This is a genomic window from Streptomyces sp. NPDC001220, from assembly GCF_053597895.1.
Genome location: NZ_JBSFJE010000012.1, coordinates 162531 through 179276, shown reverse-complemented (window position 1 = coordinate 179276; position 16746 = coordinate 162531). Strand labels below are relative to the sequence as shown.

At 72.9% G+C, this 16746-nt stretch carries 16 protein-coding genes and 1 pseudogene; 12 read left to right on the top strand and 5 right to left on the bottom strand.

Features of this window, described 5'->3' with window-relative positions; all coding sequences use genetic code 11:
* Window positions 1-24 precede the first annotated feature (24 nt).
* Window positions 25-879 (top strand): TIGR03621 family F420-dependent LLM class oxidoreductase, encoded by an 855-nt coding sequence (locus tag ACWDGI_RS27860; protein WP_450763485.1) that lies wholly within the window; start codon window positions 25-27, stop codon window positions 877-879.
* A 170-nt stretch (window positions 880-1049) separates the two neighbouring features.
* On the opposite strand, the pseudogene ACWDGI_RS27855 reads toward ACWDGI_RS27860, so the two are convergent.
* Window positions 1050-1936, bottom strand: a pseudogene (locus ACWDGI_RS27855) (helix-turn-helix transcriptional regulator).
* Window positions 1937-2150: 214 nt separating this feature from the next.
* Between ACWDGI_RS27855 and ACWDGI_RS27850 the strand changes: the two are divergent.
* Window positions 2151-3074 carry an SDR family NAD(P)-dependent oxidoreductase gene (locus ACWDGI_RS27850; protein WP_450763483.1) on the top strand — a complete coding sequence of 308 codons (924 nt, stop codon included), beginning with the start codon at window positions 2151-2153 and terminating at the stop codon, window positions 3072-3074.
* 96 nt (window positions 3075-3170) lie between these two features.
* On the opposite strand, the gene ACWDGI_RS27845 is transcribed toward ACWDGI_RS27850, so the two are convergent.
* Complete coding sequence (locus ACWDGI_RS27845) at window positions 3171-3722, bottom strand: GNAT family N-acetyltransferase (RefSeq protein ID WP_450763481.1); 552 nt, start codon at window positions 3720-3722, stop codon at window positions 3171-3173.
* A gap of 236 nt (window positions 3723-3958) precedes the next feature.
* Here ACWDGI_RS27845 and ACWDGI_RS27840 point away from each other — a divergent pair, with 236 nt between their 5' ends.
* The 7 genes from ACWDGI_RS27840 to mug all read left to right on the top strand — a co-directional run bounded on the left by ACWDGI_RS27840 (window position 3959) and on the right by mug (window position 10337).
* Window positions 3959-4378, top strand: a complete 420-nt coding sequence (locus tag ACWDGI_RS27840; RefSeq protein WP_450763479.1) for a GNAT family N-acetyltransferase — start codon at window positions 3959-3961, stop codon at window positions 4376-4378.
* Between the two features lie 262 nt (window positions 4379-4640).
* Window positions 4641-5981 (top strand): hemolysin family protein, encoded by a 1341-nt coding sequence (locus ACWDGI_RS27835; protein WP_450763477.1) that lies wholly within the window; start codon window positions 4641-4643, stop codon window positions 5979-5981.
* A complete protein-coding gene (locus ACWDGI_RS27830; protein WP_450763475.1) occupies window positions 5978-6991 on the top strand; it encodes a hemolysin family protein in 1014 nt (337 codons plus the stop codon). Before ACWDGI_RS27835 ends, ACWDGI_RS27830 begins: the two co-directional genes overlap by 4 nt.
* 60 nt (window positions 6992-7051) lie before the next feature.
* Window positions 7052-7843, top strand: a complete 792-nt coding sequence (locus tag ACWDGI_RS27825) for an SGNH/GDSL hydrolase family protein (protein ID WP_450763473.1) — start codon at window positions 7052-7054, stop codon at window positions 7841-7843.
* Window positions 7844-7864: 21 nt separating this feature from the next.
* Entirely contained in the window at window positions 7865-8203 is a 339-nt protein-coding gene (locus tag ACWDGI_RS27820; RefSeq protein WP_450763471.1) for a DUF4326 domain-containing protein, read from the top strand.
* A 113-nt stretch (window positions 8204-8316) separates the two neighbouring features.
* Window positions 8317-9762 carry an adenylosuccinate lyase gene (gene purB, locus ACWDGI_RS27815; protein WP_450763469.1) on the top strand — a complete coding sequence of 482 codons (1446 nt, stop codon included), beginning with the start codon at window positions 8317-8319 and terminating at the stop codon, window positions 9760-9762.
* Between the two features lie 89 nt (window positions 9763-9851).
* Complete coding sequence (gene mug / locus ACWDGI_RS27810; protein ID WP_450763468.1) at window positions 9852-10337, top strand: G/U mismatch-specific DNA glycosylase; 486 nt, start codon at window positions 9852-9854, stop codon at window positions 10335-10337.
* Between the two features lie 134 nt (window positions 10338-10471).
* Here the strand turns inward: mug and ACWDGI_RS27805 are convergent, their stop codons facing one another.
* Complete coding sequence (locus tag ACWDGI_RS27805; protein WP_450763466.1) at window positions 10472-11182, bottom strand: ABC transporter permease; 711 nt, start codon at window positions 11180-11182, stop codon at window positions 10472-10474.
* Window positions 11183-11184: 2 nt separating this feature from the next.
* Entirely contained in the window at window positions 11185-12114 is a 930-nt protein-coding gene (locus ACWDGI_RS27800) for an ABC transporter ATP-binding protein (protein ID WP_450763464.1), read from the bottom strand.
* Between the two features lie 108 nt (window positions 12115-12222).
* Here ACWDGI_RS27800 and ACWDGI_RS27795 point away from each other — a divergent pair, with 108 nt between their 5' ends.
* The 3 genes from ACWDGI_RS27795 to ACWDGI_RS27785 all read left to right on the top strand — a co-directional run bounded on the left by ACWDGI_RS27795 (window position 12223) and on the right by ACWDGI_RS27785 (window position 15301).
* Window positions 12223-13377: a sensor histidine kinase gene (locus ACWDGI_RS27795; RefSeq protein WP_450763462.1), complete on the top strand. Its 1155-nt coding sequence runs from the start codon at window positions 12223-12225 to the stop codon at window positions 13375-13377.
* A gap of 14 nt (window positions 13378-13391) precedes the next feature.
* Window positions 13392-14042 carry a response regulator transcription factor gene (locus tag ACWDGI_RS27790; protein WP_450763460.1) on the top strand — a complete coding sequence of 217 codons (651 nt, stop codon included), beginning with the start codon at window positions 13392-13394 and terminating at the stop codon, window positions 14040-14042.
* 101 nt (window positions 14043-14143) lie between these two features.
* Window positions 14144-15301, top strand: a complete 1158-nt coding sequence (locus tag ACWDGI_RS27785) for an ROK family transcriptional regulator (protein ID WP_450763458.1) — start codon at window positions 14144-14146, stop codon at window positions 15299-15301.
* A 265-nt stretch (window positions 15302-15566) separates the two neighbouring features.
* Here ACWDGI_RS27785 and ACWDGI_RS27780 read toward each other — a convergent pair whose 3' ends face one another.
* On the bottom strand, window positions 15567-16328 hold the full coding sequence (locus tag ACWDGI_RS27780; RefSeq protein ID WP_450763456.1) for a GntR family transcriptional regulator: 762 nt from the start codon (window positions 16326-16328) through the stop codon (window positions 15567-15569).
* Between the last annotated feature and the right edge of the window lie 418 nt (window positions 16329-16746).

Here is a 16746-nt window from a genome sequence, read left to right as displayed (position 1 = left end):
GTCCCCCACCGCTGAGGAGAGTTCATGCCGCGCCCGTTCCGCTTCGGGGTCAACCTGCTCACGCCCGCGTCGGCCGACGAGTGGCGCGCGAAGTGCCGGCGCGCCGAGGAGTTCGGGTACGACGTACTCCTCGTCCCCGATCACCTGGGGATGCCGGCGCCCTTCCCGGCACTGGTCGCGGCGGCCGGGGTGACCGAACGGCCGCGCCTGGGCACCTTCGTCCTCAACGCGGGTTTCTGGAACCCGGTGCTGCTGGCCCGCGAGGTGGCGACGACCGCCGCGCTGACCGGCGGCCGTCTCGAACTCGGTCTCGGCACCGGCTATGTGCAGGCGGAGCACGAGCGGGCCGGGCTGCCGTTCGGCTCGCCGCGCGAGCGGGTGGACCATCTGCGGCGCACGGTCGAGGAGTTGCTGAAGTCGGACGGCGGCCGGGTGCCGTTGCTGATCGGCGGCAACGGCGACCGGATGCTGCGGCTGACCGCCGAGCACGCCGACATCGCGGCCTTCGCCGGGGCCCGTCTGGCGCCGGGCAGTACGGAGGGCCGCCTGGATCCGGTCCCGGCGGAGGAGCTCGACGAACGGGTCGCCCGCTACGCGAAGTTGGCGGCGGGCCGCGCGGAACCGGCTGAACGGAACCTGCTCATCCAGATCGTCGCGATCACCGACGACCCACGGTCCGCACTCGGCCCGCTGCTGGCGCGACGGCCCGAACTGACCCTGGCCCGGGCCCTCGCCCTGCCCACGGTCCTGGTCGGCACCCTGGCGGAGGTCGTCGGCCGGGTGCGGGAGCTGCGCGAGCGGTACGGGTTCTCGTACCTGACCGTCCTGGAGCCGTACATGGAGGTCTTCGCACCGGTGCTGGCGGAGCTGTCCGCATAGCGCAACACCCCGACCGCGCCCTACGCCCCGGCGCGATCACGCCGGCGCCGATCCTGATCACCCGCCGGCCTCGCCGGACTTGAGCAGCGACGTGCTCCCGGAGTACGGCATGGGCTGCGCCTTCGACGCCCCTCGCGACCGGGCACGGGCGCTACAGCCGTTCGGTGAGGTCACTCTGCCGGGAACGTCTCACTGGCGGAGGGCTGTGCGCCGTCGTGACGACCTCCGTCGACGTCCAGGGCCGCAAGCAGGCGAAGCCGGTCTTCGCTCTCGCTGCCGGGGCGGGCATGGTAGGTGACGATGGTCTGGCCTGGAGCGCTCGGGACCAGGAGTTTCTCGTAGTGCAGTTCGAGAGGGCCGACCTGGGGATGGCGCATCAGGCTGGTGCCGGTCGACTTGTGCCTGACGCCTGGCGGGCCCAGAGCCGACGGAATCGCTCGCTGCGCAGGGACAGCTCGCCGATGATCTCTATCAGGCGCGGTTCCTGGGTGTCGGCACCGGCCACCGAGCGCAGATAGGGGACGATCCTGGCGGTCATGGCTTCCCAGTCCTGGTGCAGTTCGCGCAGCTCCGGACTGAGGAAGGCGTCGAGGATGCCGTTGTGGCCCGGTGTGTTGGCCGGTGACAGCGCGGCCGCCAGGCGGTTGGCGGCGAGAACGTCCATGTACCGGCCGTGCACGTAGGCGGGGGTGAGCGGCCAGCTGTCGATGAGCGTGCGGAGGGAGTCGCTGACCTTCTCGGGGCGGGATGCGCGGGCCCGGCGGGGGCGCTGGGGTGCGGCGGCCAGCTGGAGCATGTAGGCGGTGGACTCCTCGTCCAGCTGGAGGGCGTGGGCGATGCTGAGCAGCACCTGCTCGGAGGGGCGTCGGTCGCGTCCCTGCTCCAGACGGACGTAGTAGTCGGAGCTCACGCCGGCAAGGAAGGCGACCTCCTCCCGGCGCAGCCCGGCCACCCGGCGGTTTCCCGCATCGGGAATGCCCGCGTCCTGGGGAGTGACGAGCTCTCTGCGGGCGCGCAGGTAGGCGGCCAGAGCACCCGGATCGCCGGAATTTTCCATACCGCCAGGTTAGGTCGCCTGCACGCCGTCCGGGTGGCCCTGCCGGTCCTGGTCTCCGGGGGGCCTGGCCGCCCGCTCTTCGCAGCCGCACAGTGGCGATCAGATTCCCGTGCGGTGGTCCGGCCGGTGCCCCGTCGAAGGCCGTGCGGGGCCGTCACACCACTCGTCCCCGGACCACGCCCGCCACTCCGCGGACCCACTGGAGGAGACATCCATGTCCGATCTGTTTCAGAGTCGCTTCGATCGCCATTCGACCGCCGGCGAGGTGATCGACGGAGTCGACCTGGCCGGCAGGCGCGCCGTCGTGACCGGCGCCGGATCCGGCATCGGGGTCGAGACCGCCCGGGTCCTGGCGGCAGCCGGCGCCGAGGTGACCCTCGCCGTGCGCCGCCTTCGCGCAGGTGAGCAGGTCGCCGCCGGCCTGCGTGAGGCAACCGGCAACCGGGCGATCCACGCCTGGCACCTCGACATCGCCGATCTGGCGTCCGTCGCCGCCTTCACCGACCGGTGGCAGGGCCCTCTCCACATCCTGGTCAACAACGCCGGGATCATGATGCTCCCGGAACTCGAGCGCGGTACCGCCGGGCACGAGCAGCAGTTCGCCACGAACTACCTGGGCCACTTCGCACTCACCCTGGGACTGCATCACGCGCTGGCCGCCGCCGGTGGCGCCCGCGTCGTCACCGTGTCCTCCAGCGGGCACCTCTTCTCGCCGGTCGTCTTCGACGACCTCGACTTCCGCTTCCGCCCCTACGACCCGCTGGCCGCCTACGGCCAGTCCAAGACCGCCGAGGTCCTCATGGCCGTGGAAGCCGACCGCCGCTGGGCCGGTGCGGGCATCAGGGCCAACGCCCTGCACCCCGGCGCGATCGCGACCAACCTGCAGCGGCACACCGGCGGCCTGAAGACCCCTGAGCCCTACCGCAAGACGGTGGAGCAGGGCGCCGCGACGTCGGTGTTCCTGGCCGCGTCCCCGTTGGCGGAGGGCTTGGGCGGACGCTACTTCGAGGACGTGAACGAAGCGCCGCGCGTCTCCCAGCGGCCCGCCGAGCTCGGCGTACCCGGTGTGGCCCCCTATGCCCTGGACCCGGCGCATGCCGAACGCCTGTGGTCCGCGGCGGCCGGCCTCCTGCGCTGATCCGCTCCCGAACGCGGGTGCCGCCGGCGCGGGTTGGGCACGCCGAAGCCGACCGCCGCTCGACGGTCTCCTGACTCGGAGTCGCCGGGCGCGAGTTCAGGCGGGCGGCGCGACCGGGGACCACACGCCGAACCACTGCTCGGCGCCGTACGCCTCGAAGCGCTCCACCTCGGTGAACCCCAGCTTCGCCGCGAGGCGCATCGAACGGAGGTTGGCGGTCTGGGTGTAGAGCACCACCGGCTCCCCGGGCAGCGCGCCGGCGAACCAGTCGAGGGCCGCCGCGCACGCCTCGGTGGCGTACCCGTGCCCCCACGTCTCCGGCAGGAACAAGTAGCCGAGTTCGGTCCCCCCGGCCTCCCGGCGGTGATGGCTGCCCGGCAGCTCGGGGGCGTGCGGTTTGAGCTGGATCGTGCCGATCATCGCTCCGTCGAGCTCGACCACGAACCAGCCGGGGCGCCGTCCGGGTACCTCGGGCACCGTGCGTTCGAGTTCGGCACGCGGTTGAGGGCCACCGAGGTAGGTGCCCACCTCCGGCGAGGCGTTCAGCTCGATGACCACCGCGCGGTCCCGTGCCTCGGACTCGCGGAGCACGAGGCGCTCGGTCTTGATCGGGGCAGGCGGCCAGGCGAGAGCTCTGGAGTCGGTCATGGCGGCCAACCTAGCCAGCGGACTCGGAAGCGATCAAGACTCGTCGGCCACGGGACAGAACGTGGTGGGACGCCGAAGGGGCCACCCCACAAGTCCGGCACCGTCGCAAACCGGCCAGGCACCGGGTGGTCACCACGACGGGTCACGGGTCCCACGGTTCCCGTCCTGCCTCCGCCCGCTTCCCTTGTGTGGAAAACCGTTCGCCAGACGGGCGAGCGCCCTGCTTGGCTCGGCCCATGAGCGATCTTCGCATCCGCTGCGCCACCTTCTCGGACATCGACACCGTGCTGCGGTTCTGGCGCGACGCGGCGGAAGGAACGAGCATCAGCGACGACCACGACGGCGTGGCCCGACTCATCGCCCGGGACCCCGAAGCGCTGCTCCTCGCGACGCGGGACGACCTTCTCGCCGGGACCCTCATAGCCGGCTTCGACGGCTGGCGATGCTCCGCCTACCGGCTCGCCGTACACCCCGACCTCCGCCGGCAGGGCATCGCCACCGCCCTGCTGCGGGCCGCGGAACAGCGCTTCGCCGCCCTGGGCGGCCGACGCGTCGACGCGATGGTCCTGGAGGCCAACGAACAGGCCCACGACACGTGGGCCGCCGCCGGCTACCACCGCGAGGACCACTGGCGACGCTGGGTCAAACCGCTGTAGCCGACGTGGGCGAGGCGGCGTCGGGGAGGCGGCGTCGGGGAGCAAGCGGGCCTCGGTGGCCGGTGCCGCCGGCGGCCGTCGAGGATCGGTTGCGGAGGCCGCCGGGAGCTCCTTTTGCCGATCCTTTACCATTGAGGGATCGTCCCGTTCGTCGATGAAAGGTGTGTGAGCGTCCGCCCATGGGCGAGCCTCCCGGTCCTCGGTTCCGGCAATACCGCGCGGTCCCGTCCGCCCTGTCCGATCATGGGACGGAGGTGACCCGATGACCGAAGTGCTCCTCCTGCTGGTGGCGATCCTGCTCTCGCTCGCCTGCGGTGCCTTCGTCGCGGCCGAGTTCTCGCTGACCACGGTGGGTCGCGGCGAACTGGAGCGCGCCGTGGAGCGCGGCGAGCGCGGGGCGGCGGGCGCCCTCAAGGCCGTACGGCACCTGACCTTCCAGCTCTCGGGGGCGCAGCTCGGCATCACGGTCACCAATCTGGTGGTCGGCATGCTCGCCGAGCCGTCGATCGCCAAGCTGCTGGCCGGTCCGCTGGAGGCGATGGGCATCGCGCGGTCGGCGGCGAGCTCGCTCGCCCTGGTGATCGGCACCGCGCTGTCCACGGTGTTCCTGATGGTCGTGGGCGAGCTGGTGCCCAAGAACTGGGCGATCTCCTCGCCGCTGGCCGTGGCCAAGCGGGTGGGCAACGCCCAGCGCTGGTTCAGCGCGGCCTTCCGGCCCTTCATCACGCACCTGAACAACACCGCGAACCGGGTGGTACGACGGTTCGGCGTGGAGCCCGCCGAGGAGCTGGCCTCCGCCCGCGGGCCCCAGGAGCTGGCCGCGCTGGCCCGGCACTCCGCCAAGGAGGGCGCGCTGGAGGCGGACACCGCCGAGCTGTTCGTGCGCACGCTGAACCTCGCCGACCTCACCGCGGAGAACGTGATGACCCCGCGCGTCCAGGTCGTCGCCCTGGAGGTCCGGGCGACCTGCGAGGACGTGGCGAACGCGACCCGGGCGACCGGGCTGTCCCGCTTCCCGGTCTACCGGGACAGCCTCGACTCGGTCGTCGGCACCGCCCACATCAAGGACATCCTGGCGCTGCCCGTGGCGGAGCGGGCCCGGGTCCGGGTGGCCCAGGTGATGCGCGAGCCCCTGCTGGTCCCCGAGTCCCTCACGGTCGACCGCCTCCTGGACCGCCTCGGCGGCCGGCGCACCATGGCCGTCGTCATCGACGAGTACGGCGGTACGGCCGGGGTCGCCACCCTGGAGGACATCGTCGAGGAGGTCGTCGGCGAGGTCCGCGACGAGCACGACCCGCACGAGACGCCCGACCTCGCCCCCGCGGGCGCCGACGAGCAGGGCCGCGCGCTCTACTCGGCGGACGGCGCGGCCCGTATGGACCAGCTCGCGCGCGTCGGTCTGAGGCCCCCCGAGGGGCCGTACGAGACGCTGGCCGGGCTGGTCGCGGCCGAGCTGGGGCGGATACCCGAGACCGGGGACGGCGTCGAGGTCGCCGGGTGGCGCCTCGACGTGGTGGACGCGTCGGGACGGCGGGCGGCCCGGGTGCTGCTGCACGCGCCGCTCGCCGACGAGCAGGAGCGGAAGCAGGAGGGGCGCCGGTGACCGCCGTACAGCTGCTGATCGGTTTCGCGACGCTGGTCGTCAACGCCTTCTTCGTGGGCGCGGAGTTCGCGCTGATCTCCGTGCGCCGCTCCCAGATCGAGCCGCACGCCGAGGCGGGCGACCGGCGGGCCAAGAGCGTGCTGTGGGGGTTGGAGCACGTGTCGGCGCTGCTGGCGGCCGCCCAGCTCGGCATCACCCTGTGCACGCTGGTACTGGGTGTGGTCGCCGAGCCGGCCATCGCGCATCTGCTGGAGCCGGTGTTCCACGCGGTCGGCGTGCCCAAGAGCGCCGGCCATGCCGTGTCCTTCGTGATCGCGCTGGCTCTGGCGACCTACCTGCACATGCTGCTCGGCGAGATGGTGCCGAAGAACGTGGCGCTCGCCGAGCCCGTGCGCAGCGCGCTGCTGCTCGGGCCGCCCCTGGTGGCGCTGTCCCGGGCGCTGCGTCCGGTGATCTTCACGGTGAACGCCTTCGCGAACGGCCTGCTCAAGCTGTTGCGGGTGGAGACCAAGGACGAGGTCGCGGCGACCTTCACGGACACCGAGCTGGCCGAGATCGTCAAGGACGCCAGTGAGGCGGGTCTGATCGACGACCGGGCGCAGGAACGGCTGCACGACGCCCTGGAGCTGGGCCGGCGGCCGGTGCGGGACGTGGTGGTCCCGCTGGAACGTGTCGTCTACGCGCGCGTGGGCGTCACCCCGGAGGAACTGGAGCGGCTGTCGGCGGAGTCGGGTTTCTCGCGGTTCCCGGTGGTCGACGAGGGACGGCGGATCGTCGGCTACCTGCACGTCAAGGACGCGCTGGACGCCTCGCCCAGGGACGAGGCGTTCCGGCTGCGGGACATGCGGCCCATCGCGCGGGTGCGGGAGAGCACCCCGCTGGACGACGTGCTCACCGCGATGCGCGGCAGCCGCACCCATCTGGCGGGCGTGCTCGGCGACGACGGACGGCTCGGGGGGCTGGTGACGATGGAGGACGTGCTGCGGGAGCTGTTCGGGCAGCACGCGTAGGCCACCTCCGAGGAGGGACCGACCGACGGGTATGCGCCTCGGGATACCATCTCTGTCGCCATGCAGAAGAACCCTGCGCGCCCCGCGCTTCCCACCCACACCAGCCTGGTCGCGGTCGGCGACTCCTTCACCGAGGGCATGTCGGACCTGCAACCCGACGGCTCGTACCGGGGCTGGGCCGATGTCCTCGCCGCCCGGATGGCCGCCCGCACCCCCGGTTTCCGCTACGCCAACCTCGCGGTGCGCGGCAAGCTGATCGGGCAGATCGTCGAGGAGCAGGTGGACGTGGCGGTCGCGATGCGGCCCGACGTGATCACCCTGGTCGGCGGCCTCAACGACACCCTGCGCCCCAAGTGCGACATGGTCCGGGTCCGGGACCTGCTGACCGAGGCGGTGGAGCGGCTGGCGCCGGCCTGCGAGCAGCTGGTGCTGATGCGCAGCCCCGGCCGCCAGGGCCCGGTCCTGGAGCGGTTCCGGCCGCGCATGGAGGAGCTGTTCGACTGCGTCGAGGAGCTCGCCGGACAGCACGGCGCCGTCGTGGTCGACCTGTACGGCGCCCCCTCGCTCTCCGACCCCCGGATGTGGGACGTGGACCGGCTGCACCTGACGGCCGAGGGGCACCGCCGGGTCGCCGAGGCGGTCTGGCAGACCCTCGGGTACGAGGCCGAGGACAGCGAGTGGCACACGCCGATGCCGGCCACACCGCCGCCCGGCTGGGCCGCGCGGCGGGTCGCGGACGCCCGCTTCACCAGGCAGCACCTGCTGCCGTGGATAGGCCGCCGCCTGACCGGTCGCTCCTCGGGCGACGGCCGGACGCCGAAGCGGCCGGAGCTGCTGCCGTACGAGGCATAGCCGGGGCATAGCCTGGATGCCGTGTCCACGCGGGTGATCAATGTCAGGGGCCGGATCCACGAGTTCGGCCCCAGGCTGGAGCACGCTCCCGAGGACGTCGTCTACGTCGGCCGCCGCTGGACCATGGGCGGCTGGGACCTGCCCCGCCACCCGCTCCGCAACCCCTTCGCCTACGACACCCCGAAGAAGAAGCGGGACGGCACCCGGGCCGAGGTGATGGTCATGTACCGGGCGTATCTGCTGGAACACCCCGAGCTGCTGGAGCTGGTGGCCGAGCTGCGAGGGAGGACACTGGCGTGCTGGTGCGCGCCCGAGCCGTGCCACGCGGACGTCCTGGCGGAGCTGGCCGAGGCCTCCTGACGCCCGTGCGCCGGACCGGGTCGCTCCGCCCGCACCACCACACGGCTCTCGTAGCTTCGCACGAGCGGACCTGCGGCGCTGGACTGCAGAAACCGCCAGTAGAATCCGTACACGTGACTTCTGCCGCCCCCGCCAAGCCCCGCATCCCGAACGTCCTCGCCGGACGTTACGCCTCCGCCGAGCTCGCCACGCTCTGGTCGCCCGAGCAGAAGGTGAAGCTGGAGCGGCAGCTCTGGCTCGCCGTGCTGCGGGCCCAGAAGGACCTCGGTATCGAGGTGCCGGACGCGGCGATCGCCGACTACGAGCGGGTCCTCGACACCGTCGACCTGGCCTCCATCGCCGAGCGCGAGAAGGTCACGCGGCACGACGTGAAGGCGCGGATCGAGGAGTTCAACGACCTCGCCGGGCATGAGCACGTGCACAAGGGCATGACCTCCCGTGACCTGACGGAGAACGTCGAGCAGCTGCAGATCCGGCTCTCGCTGGAGCTGGTGCGCGACCGTACGGTGGCCGTCCTGGCGCGGCTGGGCAAGCTGGCCGGCGAGTACGCGGAGCTGGTCATGGCCGGCCGCTCGCACAACGTGGCCGCACAGGCCACCACCCTCGGCAAGCGCTTCGCGACCGCCGCCGACGAGCTGCTGGTGGCCCACGGCCGGGTCGAGGAGCTGCTCGGCCGCTACCCGCTGCGTGGCATCAAGGGCCCGGTCGGCACGGCCCAGGACATGCTGGACCTGCTGGGCGGGGACGCGGCGAAGCTGGCCGACCTGGAGAACCGGATCGCACGGCACCTGGGCTTCTCACAGGCGTTCACGTCGGTCGGCCAGGTGTACCCGCGGTCCCTGGACTACGAGGTCGTGACCGCGCTGGTGCAGCTGGCGGCCGCGCCGTCGTCGCTGGCCAAGACGATCCGGCTGATGGCCGGGCACGAGCTGGTCACCGAGGGCTTCAAGCCGGGGCAGGTGGGCTCCTCGGCGATGCCGCACAAGATGAACACGCGGTCCTGCGAGCGCGTCAACGGCCTGATGGTGATCCTGCGCGGCTACGCCTCGATGACCGGCGAGCTGGCGGGCGACCAGTGGAACGAGGGCGACGTGTCCTGCTCGGTGGTGCGCCGGGTGGCCCTGCCCGACGCGTTCTTCGCGCTGGACGGTCTGCTGGAGACCTTCCTGACGGTGCTCGACGAGTTCGGCGCCTTCCCCGCCGTCGTCGCCCGCGAGCTGGACCGCTACCTGCCGTTCCTCGCCACCACCAAGGTGCTGATGGGCGCGGTGCGCGCGGGCGTCGGCCGTGAGGTCGCGCACGAGGCGATCAAGGAGAACGCCGTCGCCACCGCGCTCGCGATGCGCGAGCAGGGCGCCGAGCGCAACGACCTGCTCGACAAGCTCGCCGCCGACGAGCGGCTGCCGCTCGACCGTGCGCAGCTCACCGCCCTGATGGCCGACAAGCTGTCCTTCACGGGCGCGGCCGCCGACCAGGTCGCGGCTGTCGTCGGCCGGATCGAGGAGATCCTCAAGCAGCACCCCGAGGCGGCCGCCTACGCCCCCGGAGCGATCCTCTGAGCCGCCCTGCCGGCTCACCCCCGTCACCCTCGTCACCCCGCTTCACCCAGGCGGAGCTGGAGGCCGCCCGCGACCGTCTCGTCCCGGACGTGATCGCGGACGGCCTGCACGTCCTGTTCTGTGGCATCAATCCCGGTCTGATGACGGCGGCCACGGGCCATCACTTCGCCCGTCCGGGCAACCGCTTCTGGCCGGTGCTGCACCTGTCCGGGTTCACCCCGAGGCTGCTGAAGCCCGCGGAACAGGGCGAGTTGCTCTCGTACGGGCTCGGTATCACGAACGTGGTGGCGCGGGCGACCGCGCGCGCCGACGAGCTGACGGCCGCGGAGTACACCGAGGGCGGGCGGCTGCTGACGGCGAAGGTGACCCGGACGCGGCCGGGATGGCTGGCGGTGGTGGGCGTCACGGCCTACCGGGCCGCCTTCGAAGACCGCACGGCCCAGGTGGGCCCGCAGGAGCGGTCGATCGGGGACACCCGGGTGTGGGTGCTGCCGAACCCGAGCGGACTGAACGCGCACTGGACGACGGCGACGATGGCGCAGGAGTTCGGACGGCTGCGGGAGGCGGCGGCCTAGCCACTCGCCGACGGGAGGCGTGCGCGGCCGGCCAGCCACTCGCCGACGGCAGGCGTGCGCGGCCGGCCAGCCGCTCGCCGACGGGAGGCGGGCGCGGCGGGCTAGCGGCTCGCCGACGGGAGGCGTGCGGGCCGTCAGGCGTCCCGTCGGCGCACGCTGCGGGCTCCGGCGAGCAGCGCGCCCGCCGTCCACAGCGCGGTCACCGCCAGCCCGGTCCACGGGCCCAGGGCCCCGTCCCAGGCGCTGTGCAGGACGACTTGACCGGCCCGGTCGGGCAGCACGTCCGCCAGGCCGGCGTCCAGGTCGCCGACCACGAAGGACACGATCAGCAGGAACGGGATCAGGATGCCGAGCGTCGCGGTTCCGCTGCGCAGGACGGCTGCCAGTCCCGCCGCGAGCAGGGCCATCAGCGTCAGATAGACCCCGCAGCCCAGTGCGCCGCGCAGTCCCTCCGCCCAGGTCGGCCCGTCGGCCCCGAGCAGGAACCGGCCCAGGACGAGGGTGAGGAGTCCGGTGAGCAGAGCGACCGCGAGCACCGGCAGGGCGATGGCCGTGGCCTTCGCCGCGAACCAGCGCCGCCGGTCGGGCACGGCGGACAGGGTCAGCCGCAGCGCGCCGCCGCGGAACTCGGACGAGACGGCCGTGGCGCCGAAGGCGACCGCCGCGATCTGCCCGAAGGAGACGCCGACGAACACGGAGAACAGCGGGTCGGAGCCGTGCGAACCGGCGGCCGTGAGGCCGGAGAACGCAGCGGTGGCGAGCGGCACGGCGCAGAGACCGGCGACGAGCGCGCGCAGCGTACGGATCTTGATCAATTCGGCGTGCAGTACGGGCCGGAACGGCATGGTCAGGCCTCCTGGTGGTGGCGGTCCGCGGTGAACTCGGCCTCCGCGGAGGTCAGATCGAGGTAGGCCTGCTCCAGGGTGGCCTCCTCCTGGGCGAGTTCGAGGACGGGTACGCGTGCGTCGGCCAGCAGACGGCCGATGTCGTCCACGCGCGCGTGCCGTACGGTCCAGGCCCCGTCCGGCCCGCGGTCGGCTTCGTATCCCTGCCGGGTGAGGAGGTCACCGAGCCGTTCGTCGTCGGTGGTGCGGACCTTCGCCGCGGGCCGTAGGCGCGCGTGGATGAACTCCCGGATCGGCGTGTCGGCGAGGAGCCTGCCGCGGCCGAGGACGATCAGGTGGTCCGCGAAGGACGCCGTCTCGTTCATCAGATGGCTGGAGACCAGCACCGTGCGCCCCTCCGCCGCCAGCCGGCGCAGCACCTCGCGAATCCAGACGATGCCCTGGGGGTCGAGGCCGTTGGCGGGCTCGTCCAGGAGGACCACCTCGGGATCTCCGAGGAGGGCGGCGGCGATCCCGAGTCGCTGGCGCATGCCCAGGGAGTACGTCCGTATCCGGCGCCGGGCTGCGGGCGCGAGACCCGTCTCCGCCAGCAGCCGCTCGACCCGGCCGGCCGGGATGCGGTTGCTCACCGCGAGGGCACGCAGATGGTCGCGCCCGGTGCGGGAGCCGTGCGCTGCGTCGGCGTCGAGCAGAGCGCCCACTCGACGCAGAGGCTCGCGGAGTTCGGAGTAGGGCCGGCCGCCGATCGTGGCGGTTCCGGAGGTGGGCCGGTCGAGGCCGAGGACGAGTCGCAGAGTGGTCGACTTGCCGGCGCCGTTGGGGCCGAGGAAGCCGGTGACACGGCCGGGGCGGACGGCGAAGGTGAGGCGGTCCACGGCCCGGCGGCCACCGCCGTACTCCTTGGTGAGCTCGTGCACGTCGATGCTGGTCATGAGCAACACCCTGACGGGTGAACGGCGTTGGTTCCTCCCCCACCGGTGGAGGTCGTCTCCCCCGCCCGGGGGAGGACCGTTGTCAGCGGGCACTGTCAGGATGTCCGCATGGCCCGCTTTCTGCGCCCGCTGCTGCGGGGGACGACGTACACGCGCCTGCTGCATCTGTGGGTGCCGTTGCTCGTCGTCGCCCTGTGGCTCTTCATCGACCCGTCGACCCCGTGGGTGCCCGCGCTGGTGCTGGTTCCGGTCGGGCTGATCCCCGCCGTGCGCCGGGGCGAGGGCGTCCAGGCGCGACTGCTGCTCACACCCGGCGAGGAGACTCCGGAGATCTCGGAGGCCCCGTCGGCGACCTGGCGGGACCGGTGGCGCACGGTGCTGTGGCTGGAGGCGAGGATGATCCTCGGTTCGGCGGGCGCGATGGCGACGGTATGGCTTCCCGCCATCGCGTTCGACCTCGCCCGGCTCGGGGCGGGGCAGGAACACGGCGGCCTTCCGTTCCTCGACACAGCACGGCCGCAGTGGGCGTACGGCCTGCTGGTCCCGCTCCCCCTGATCGCCCTGTACGGAGCGGTCGTGGGGTTCGGGGAGCTGATCACCGCGCTGGCCCGGCAGCTGCTCGGCCCGTCCGCCGCCGAGCGGGTCGCGGCTCTGGAGGAGCGCGCCGAGCAGCTGCTGGAGCGCACCCGTATCGCGCGCGAGCTGCACGACTCCATCGGGCACGCCCTGACGGTGGCGGTCGTACAGGCCGGGGCGGCCCGGGCGGCCAGGAGCCCGGAGTTCACCGACCGGGCGCTGGCGGCCATCGAGGAGACCGGCCGGAGCGCTCTGGAGGATCTGGAGCGCGTGCTGGGCGTCCTGCGCGAGTCCCGGCAGCCGGTGCACGGGCGGCCCACGCTGACCGACGCCGACCGGCTCCTGGAGTCGGCACGCGCCTCCGGCGCGAAGGTGGACGCGGAGGTGACCGGTCCGCTGGAGACGGTGCCGGCTCCGGTCTCCCGGGAGGGCTATCGCATCCTCCAGGAGGCCCTCACCAACGTGCTCCGGCACGCGGGGGCCGTGCCCGTACGGGTCCGGGTGACCGTGGCCGACGGAGTGCTCGGGCTGGAGGTGCGCAATCCGCTCACCGCGGCGATACCCGGGCCCGGGCGGGGCAGCGGGCTGCGCGGGATACGCGAGCGCGCGGCCCTGCTCGGGGGCAGCGCGCGCACCGGACCGGACGGAGGCGACTGGCAGGTGCACGCCGAGCTGCCCGCGCGCTGATCTACCCTGGCCGGATGCCGGTCACCGTTCTCCTCGTCGACGACGAACCCCTCGTACGGGCGGGCCTGCGCGCCGTGCTGGAGGCCCAGCCCGACATCGAGGTGGTCGGCGAGGCCGCCGATGGGGCGGCGGTCATCCCGCTGGTACGGCAGTTGCGGCCGGACGTGGTGGCGATGGACGTACGGATGCCGCTGCTGGACGGGATCGAGGCCACCCGCGCGGTGCTGCGCACGGTCTCGGAACCACCGAAGATCCTGGTGGTGACGACGTTCGAGGAGGACGAATACGTGTACGAGGCGCTGCGCGCGGGCGCCGACGGGTTCCTGCTGAAGCGCGCCCGGCCGGCCGAGATCGTGCACGCGGTGCGGCTGGTCGCCGAGGGCGAGTCGCTGCTCTTCCCGGCCTCGGTACGGCAGCTCGCCGCCCGGTTCGGCGCGGCCGACGGCCGGGACGCGCTCCGGTGGGCACGGCTGACCGACCGCGAGGCCGAGGTACTGCGGCTCATGACACAGGGACTGTCCAACGCCGAGATCGCCGGGCGACTGGTCGTCGGTACCGAGACCGTGAAGTCCCATGTGGGTGCCGTCCTGGCCAAACTCGGGGCACGGGACCGTACGCAGGCGGTGATCGCGGCGTACGAGTCCGGGTTCGTCGTGCCCCACTGATCGCGGATCTTCGGCAGGTCGGGGGCGCCGGACTCTCGCCGGGGTCGTCCGTACCGAAGTACGATCCGGCCAACACGCAGGGCTAGCTGGGAGGACGGACGTTGGCGGGGCTGACCGGCGGTGATCCGTCGCTGCTGCGGAGGATCAACTCCGCGGTGGTGCTGCACGCGTTGCGTGCCACGGACTGCGCGACCCTGACCGAGATCACCCGGGTGACCGGACTGTCCCGGCCGACCGTCGAGGGGGTCGTCGAGGGGCTCATCGAGGCCGGCCTGGTCGTCGAGACGGCGGCCGAGGAGGGCGCCACCCGGCGGCAGGGGCGGCCCGCACGGCGGTTCCGGTTCCGGGCCGAGGCCGGGCATCTGCTGGGCCTGGAGATCGGGCCGCACCGCGTCGCCGCGCTGCTGGCCGATCTGGACGGCCGGGTACTGGGGGCGCAGGCCAAGGACGTGGACGAGACGGCCGACGCGGACGAGCGGCTGGAGCGGCTGCGCGTCGCGGTCGCCGAGCTGCTGCGCCGGGCCGGGGTGCCGCGCAGTTCGCTGCGGGCCGTCGGGGTCGGCACGCCGGGCATCGTCGAGGCGGACGGCCGGGTGCGGCTGGGCACCGCGCTCCCCCAGTGGACGGGACTGCGGCTGGGCGAGCGGCTCAGCCGCTCCTTCAAGTGCCCGGTGCTGGTGGAGAACGACGCCAACGCGGCGGCCGTCGCCGAGCACTGGAAGGGCGCGGCCACCGAGTCCGACGACGTGGTGATGGTGATGGCCGGGCTCAGTCCGGGCGCCGGTTCGCTGATCGGCGGACGGCTGCACCGGGGCTACGGCGGGGCGGCCGGGGAGATCGGCGCGCTGCATCTGCTGGGTCGCGAGGTGACCCCGGAGACGCTGCTGTCCACCACCGACGAACCGCTGCACCCGCTGGACGAGCAGGCGGTCGCCGAGGTGTTCGCGCTCGCCCGGAAGGGGGACACGCGGGCGCGGGCCGCGGTCGACCGGTTCATCCAGCGGCTGGTCCACGACGTGGCCGCGCTGGCACTGGCCCTCGACCCCGAGCTGGTGGTGATCGGCGGCTGGGCGGCGGGGCTCGACGGCGTCCTGGAGCCGCTGCGCCGCGAACTCGCCCGTTACTGTCTGCGCCCGCCGAGGGTGACCCTCTCCCTCCTCGGCGAGGCCGCGGTGGCGACCGGCGCGCTGCGGCTCGCCCTCGACCATGTGGAGGAGCAGCTGTTCGCGGTGGAGGGAACGGTCACCGCACGCCGCTGAGCAGCCGCTCGGCGGTCGTGACGACGCGCCCCGGAGAAGCTCCGGGACGCGTCCTGTTCGGCACGGCGGTCGCTTGGGCCTGCGACTGCTTGGCTCGGCGGCTGCCCGGGGCGGCGGCCGCTTGGCTCGGCGGCTGCCCGGGGCGGCGGCCGCCTGGCTCGGCGGCCGCCTGGCTAGATGGCCGCCTGGCTAGATGGCCGCTTCGGGCCTGCGGCTGCTTCGGATCGGCCGCTGCTTCGGATCGGCCGCTGCTTCGGCTCTGCGGTTACGACGCCTGCCGCTCGGGTCCGTGGTGGATCTCCACGCCGCCGGAGTCGCCGAAGGTCAGCCGGCAGGTGTCCGCGCGGTACGTGGCGACGGAGAGCGCGGCGGTGCGGCCGGCGGCCAGGAAGCGGGTGGTGACGACGAGGACCGGGGCGCCCGGGAGGCGGTCCAGCTCCTTGGCGTCGTCGGCGCGGGCCGAGCCCAGCTCCACGGCGCGGTCCTGCCCCTCCAGCTCCAGGCGCTGCAGCTCGCGCAGTACCGCACGCGCGCGTGCCGACCCGGCCGGCGCGTCGATCGCCGTCAGGTCCGGGACCGAGGACGCCGGGATGTAGAGCAGCTCGGCGGCGACCGGCTGCCCGTGGAAGACACGGGAGCGGCGCACCGTGTGCACCGGCTCCTCCGCGCCGGTCTCCAGGGCGGTGGCGACGGCGGCGGGCGGCACCGCGAGGGTGCACTCGACCGGCTGCCAGGCATCGCCGGGGGCGCCCGGCCAGGCGTCCTCGTCGGTGCCGACGGCCACGCCCACGCGCGGGGGCGCCACCGTCGTACCGACCCCGCGGCGACGCTGGAGGCGACCCTCCAGTTCGAGCTGTTCGAGGGCCTGACGGAGGGTGGCCCGGGCCACGCCGAAGCGGGCGGCGAGGTCGCGCTCGTTGGGCAGGATCTCGCCGACCGAGAACTCCGAGTCGAGTGCCTCACTGAGCACGGTCTTGAGATGCCAGTACTTCGGTTCCGGCACCGATTCCAGCTGCGTGGTCCCCACCCTGTCCTCCGCAATCGCCGTGGTCCGGCGGCGTTTTAGCGCCCTTGTTTATTAAAGGTTGTTTTACTTATCTGCGACCATAGGGCGGCGCACACCCTTGGTCAAGACCAATCCTCGATCCCATGGGCAGCACATAGAAAGCGGTGCCACGAAGCGTTCATGAGGCGTTCGCACGGGGGTGTTTTCGTGACATGACGGCAAAGCTCCCGTCGCACGGCGGAAGACGTGGGGCGAGTGGGGCCAGAGGGCGACGAGGGGCACCCGTTTACCGGCATTACGGATGAGATGGATGGTGCGGGCGGGACCACGGGGGCGCCGACGGGACCCTCCCCAGCCGACACGTTCCTGCGCGTCCCGGCGGAATCACCCCGTCCCGCGCCCGCTCGGCCCAGAATGAACCCGGACCGTCGGCGACGGT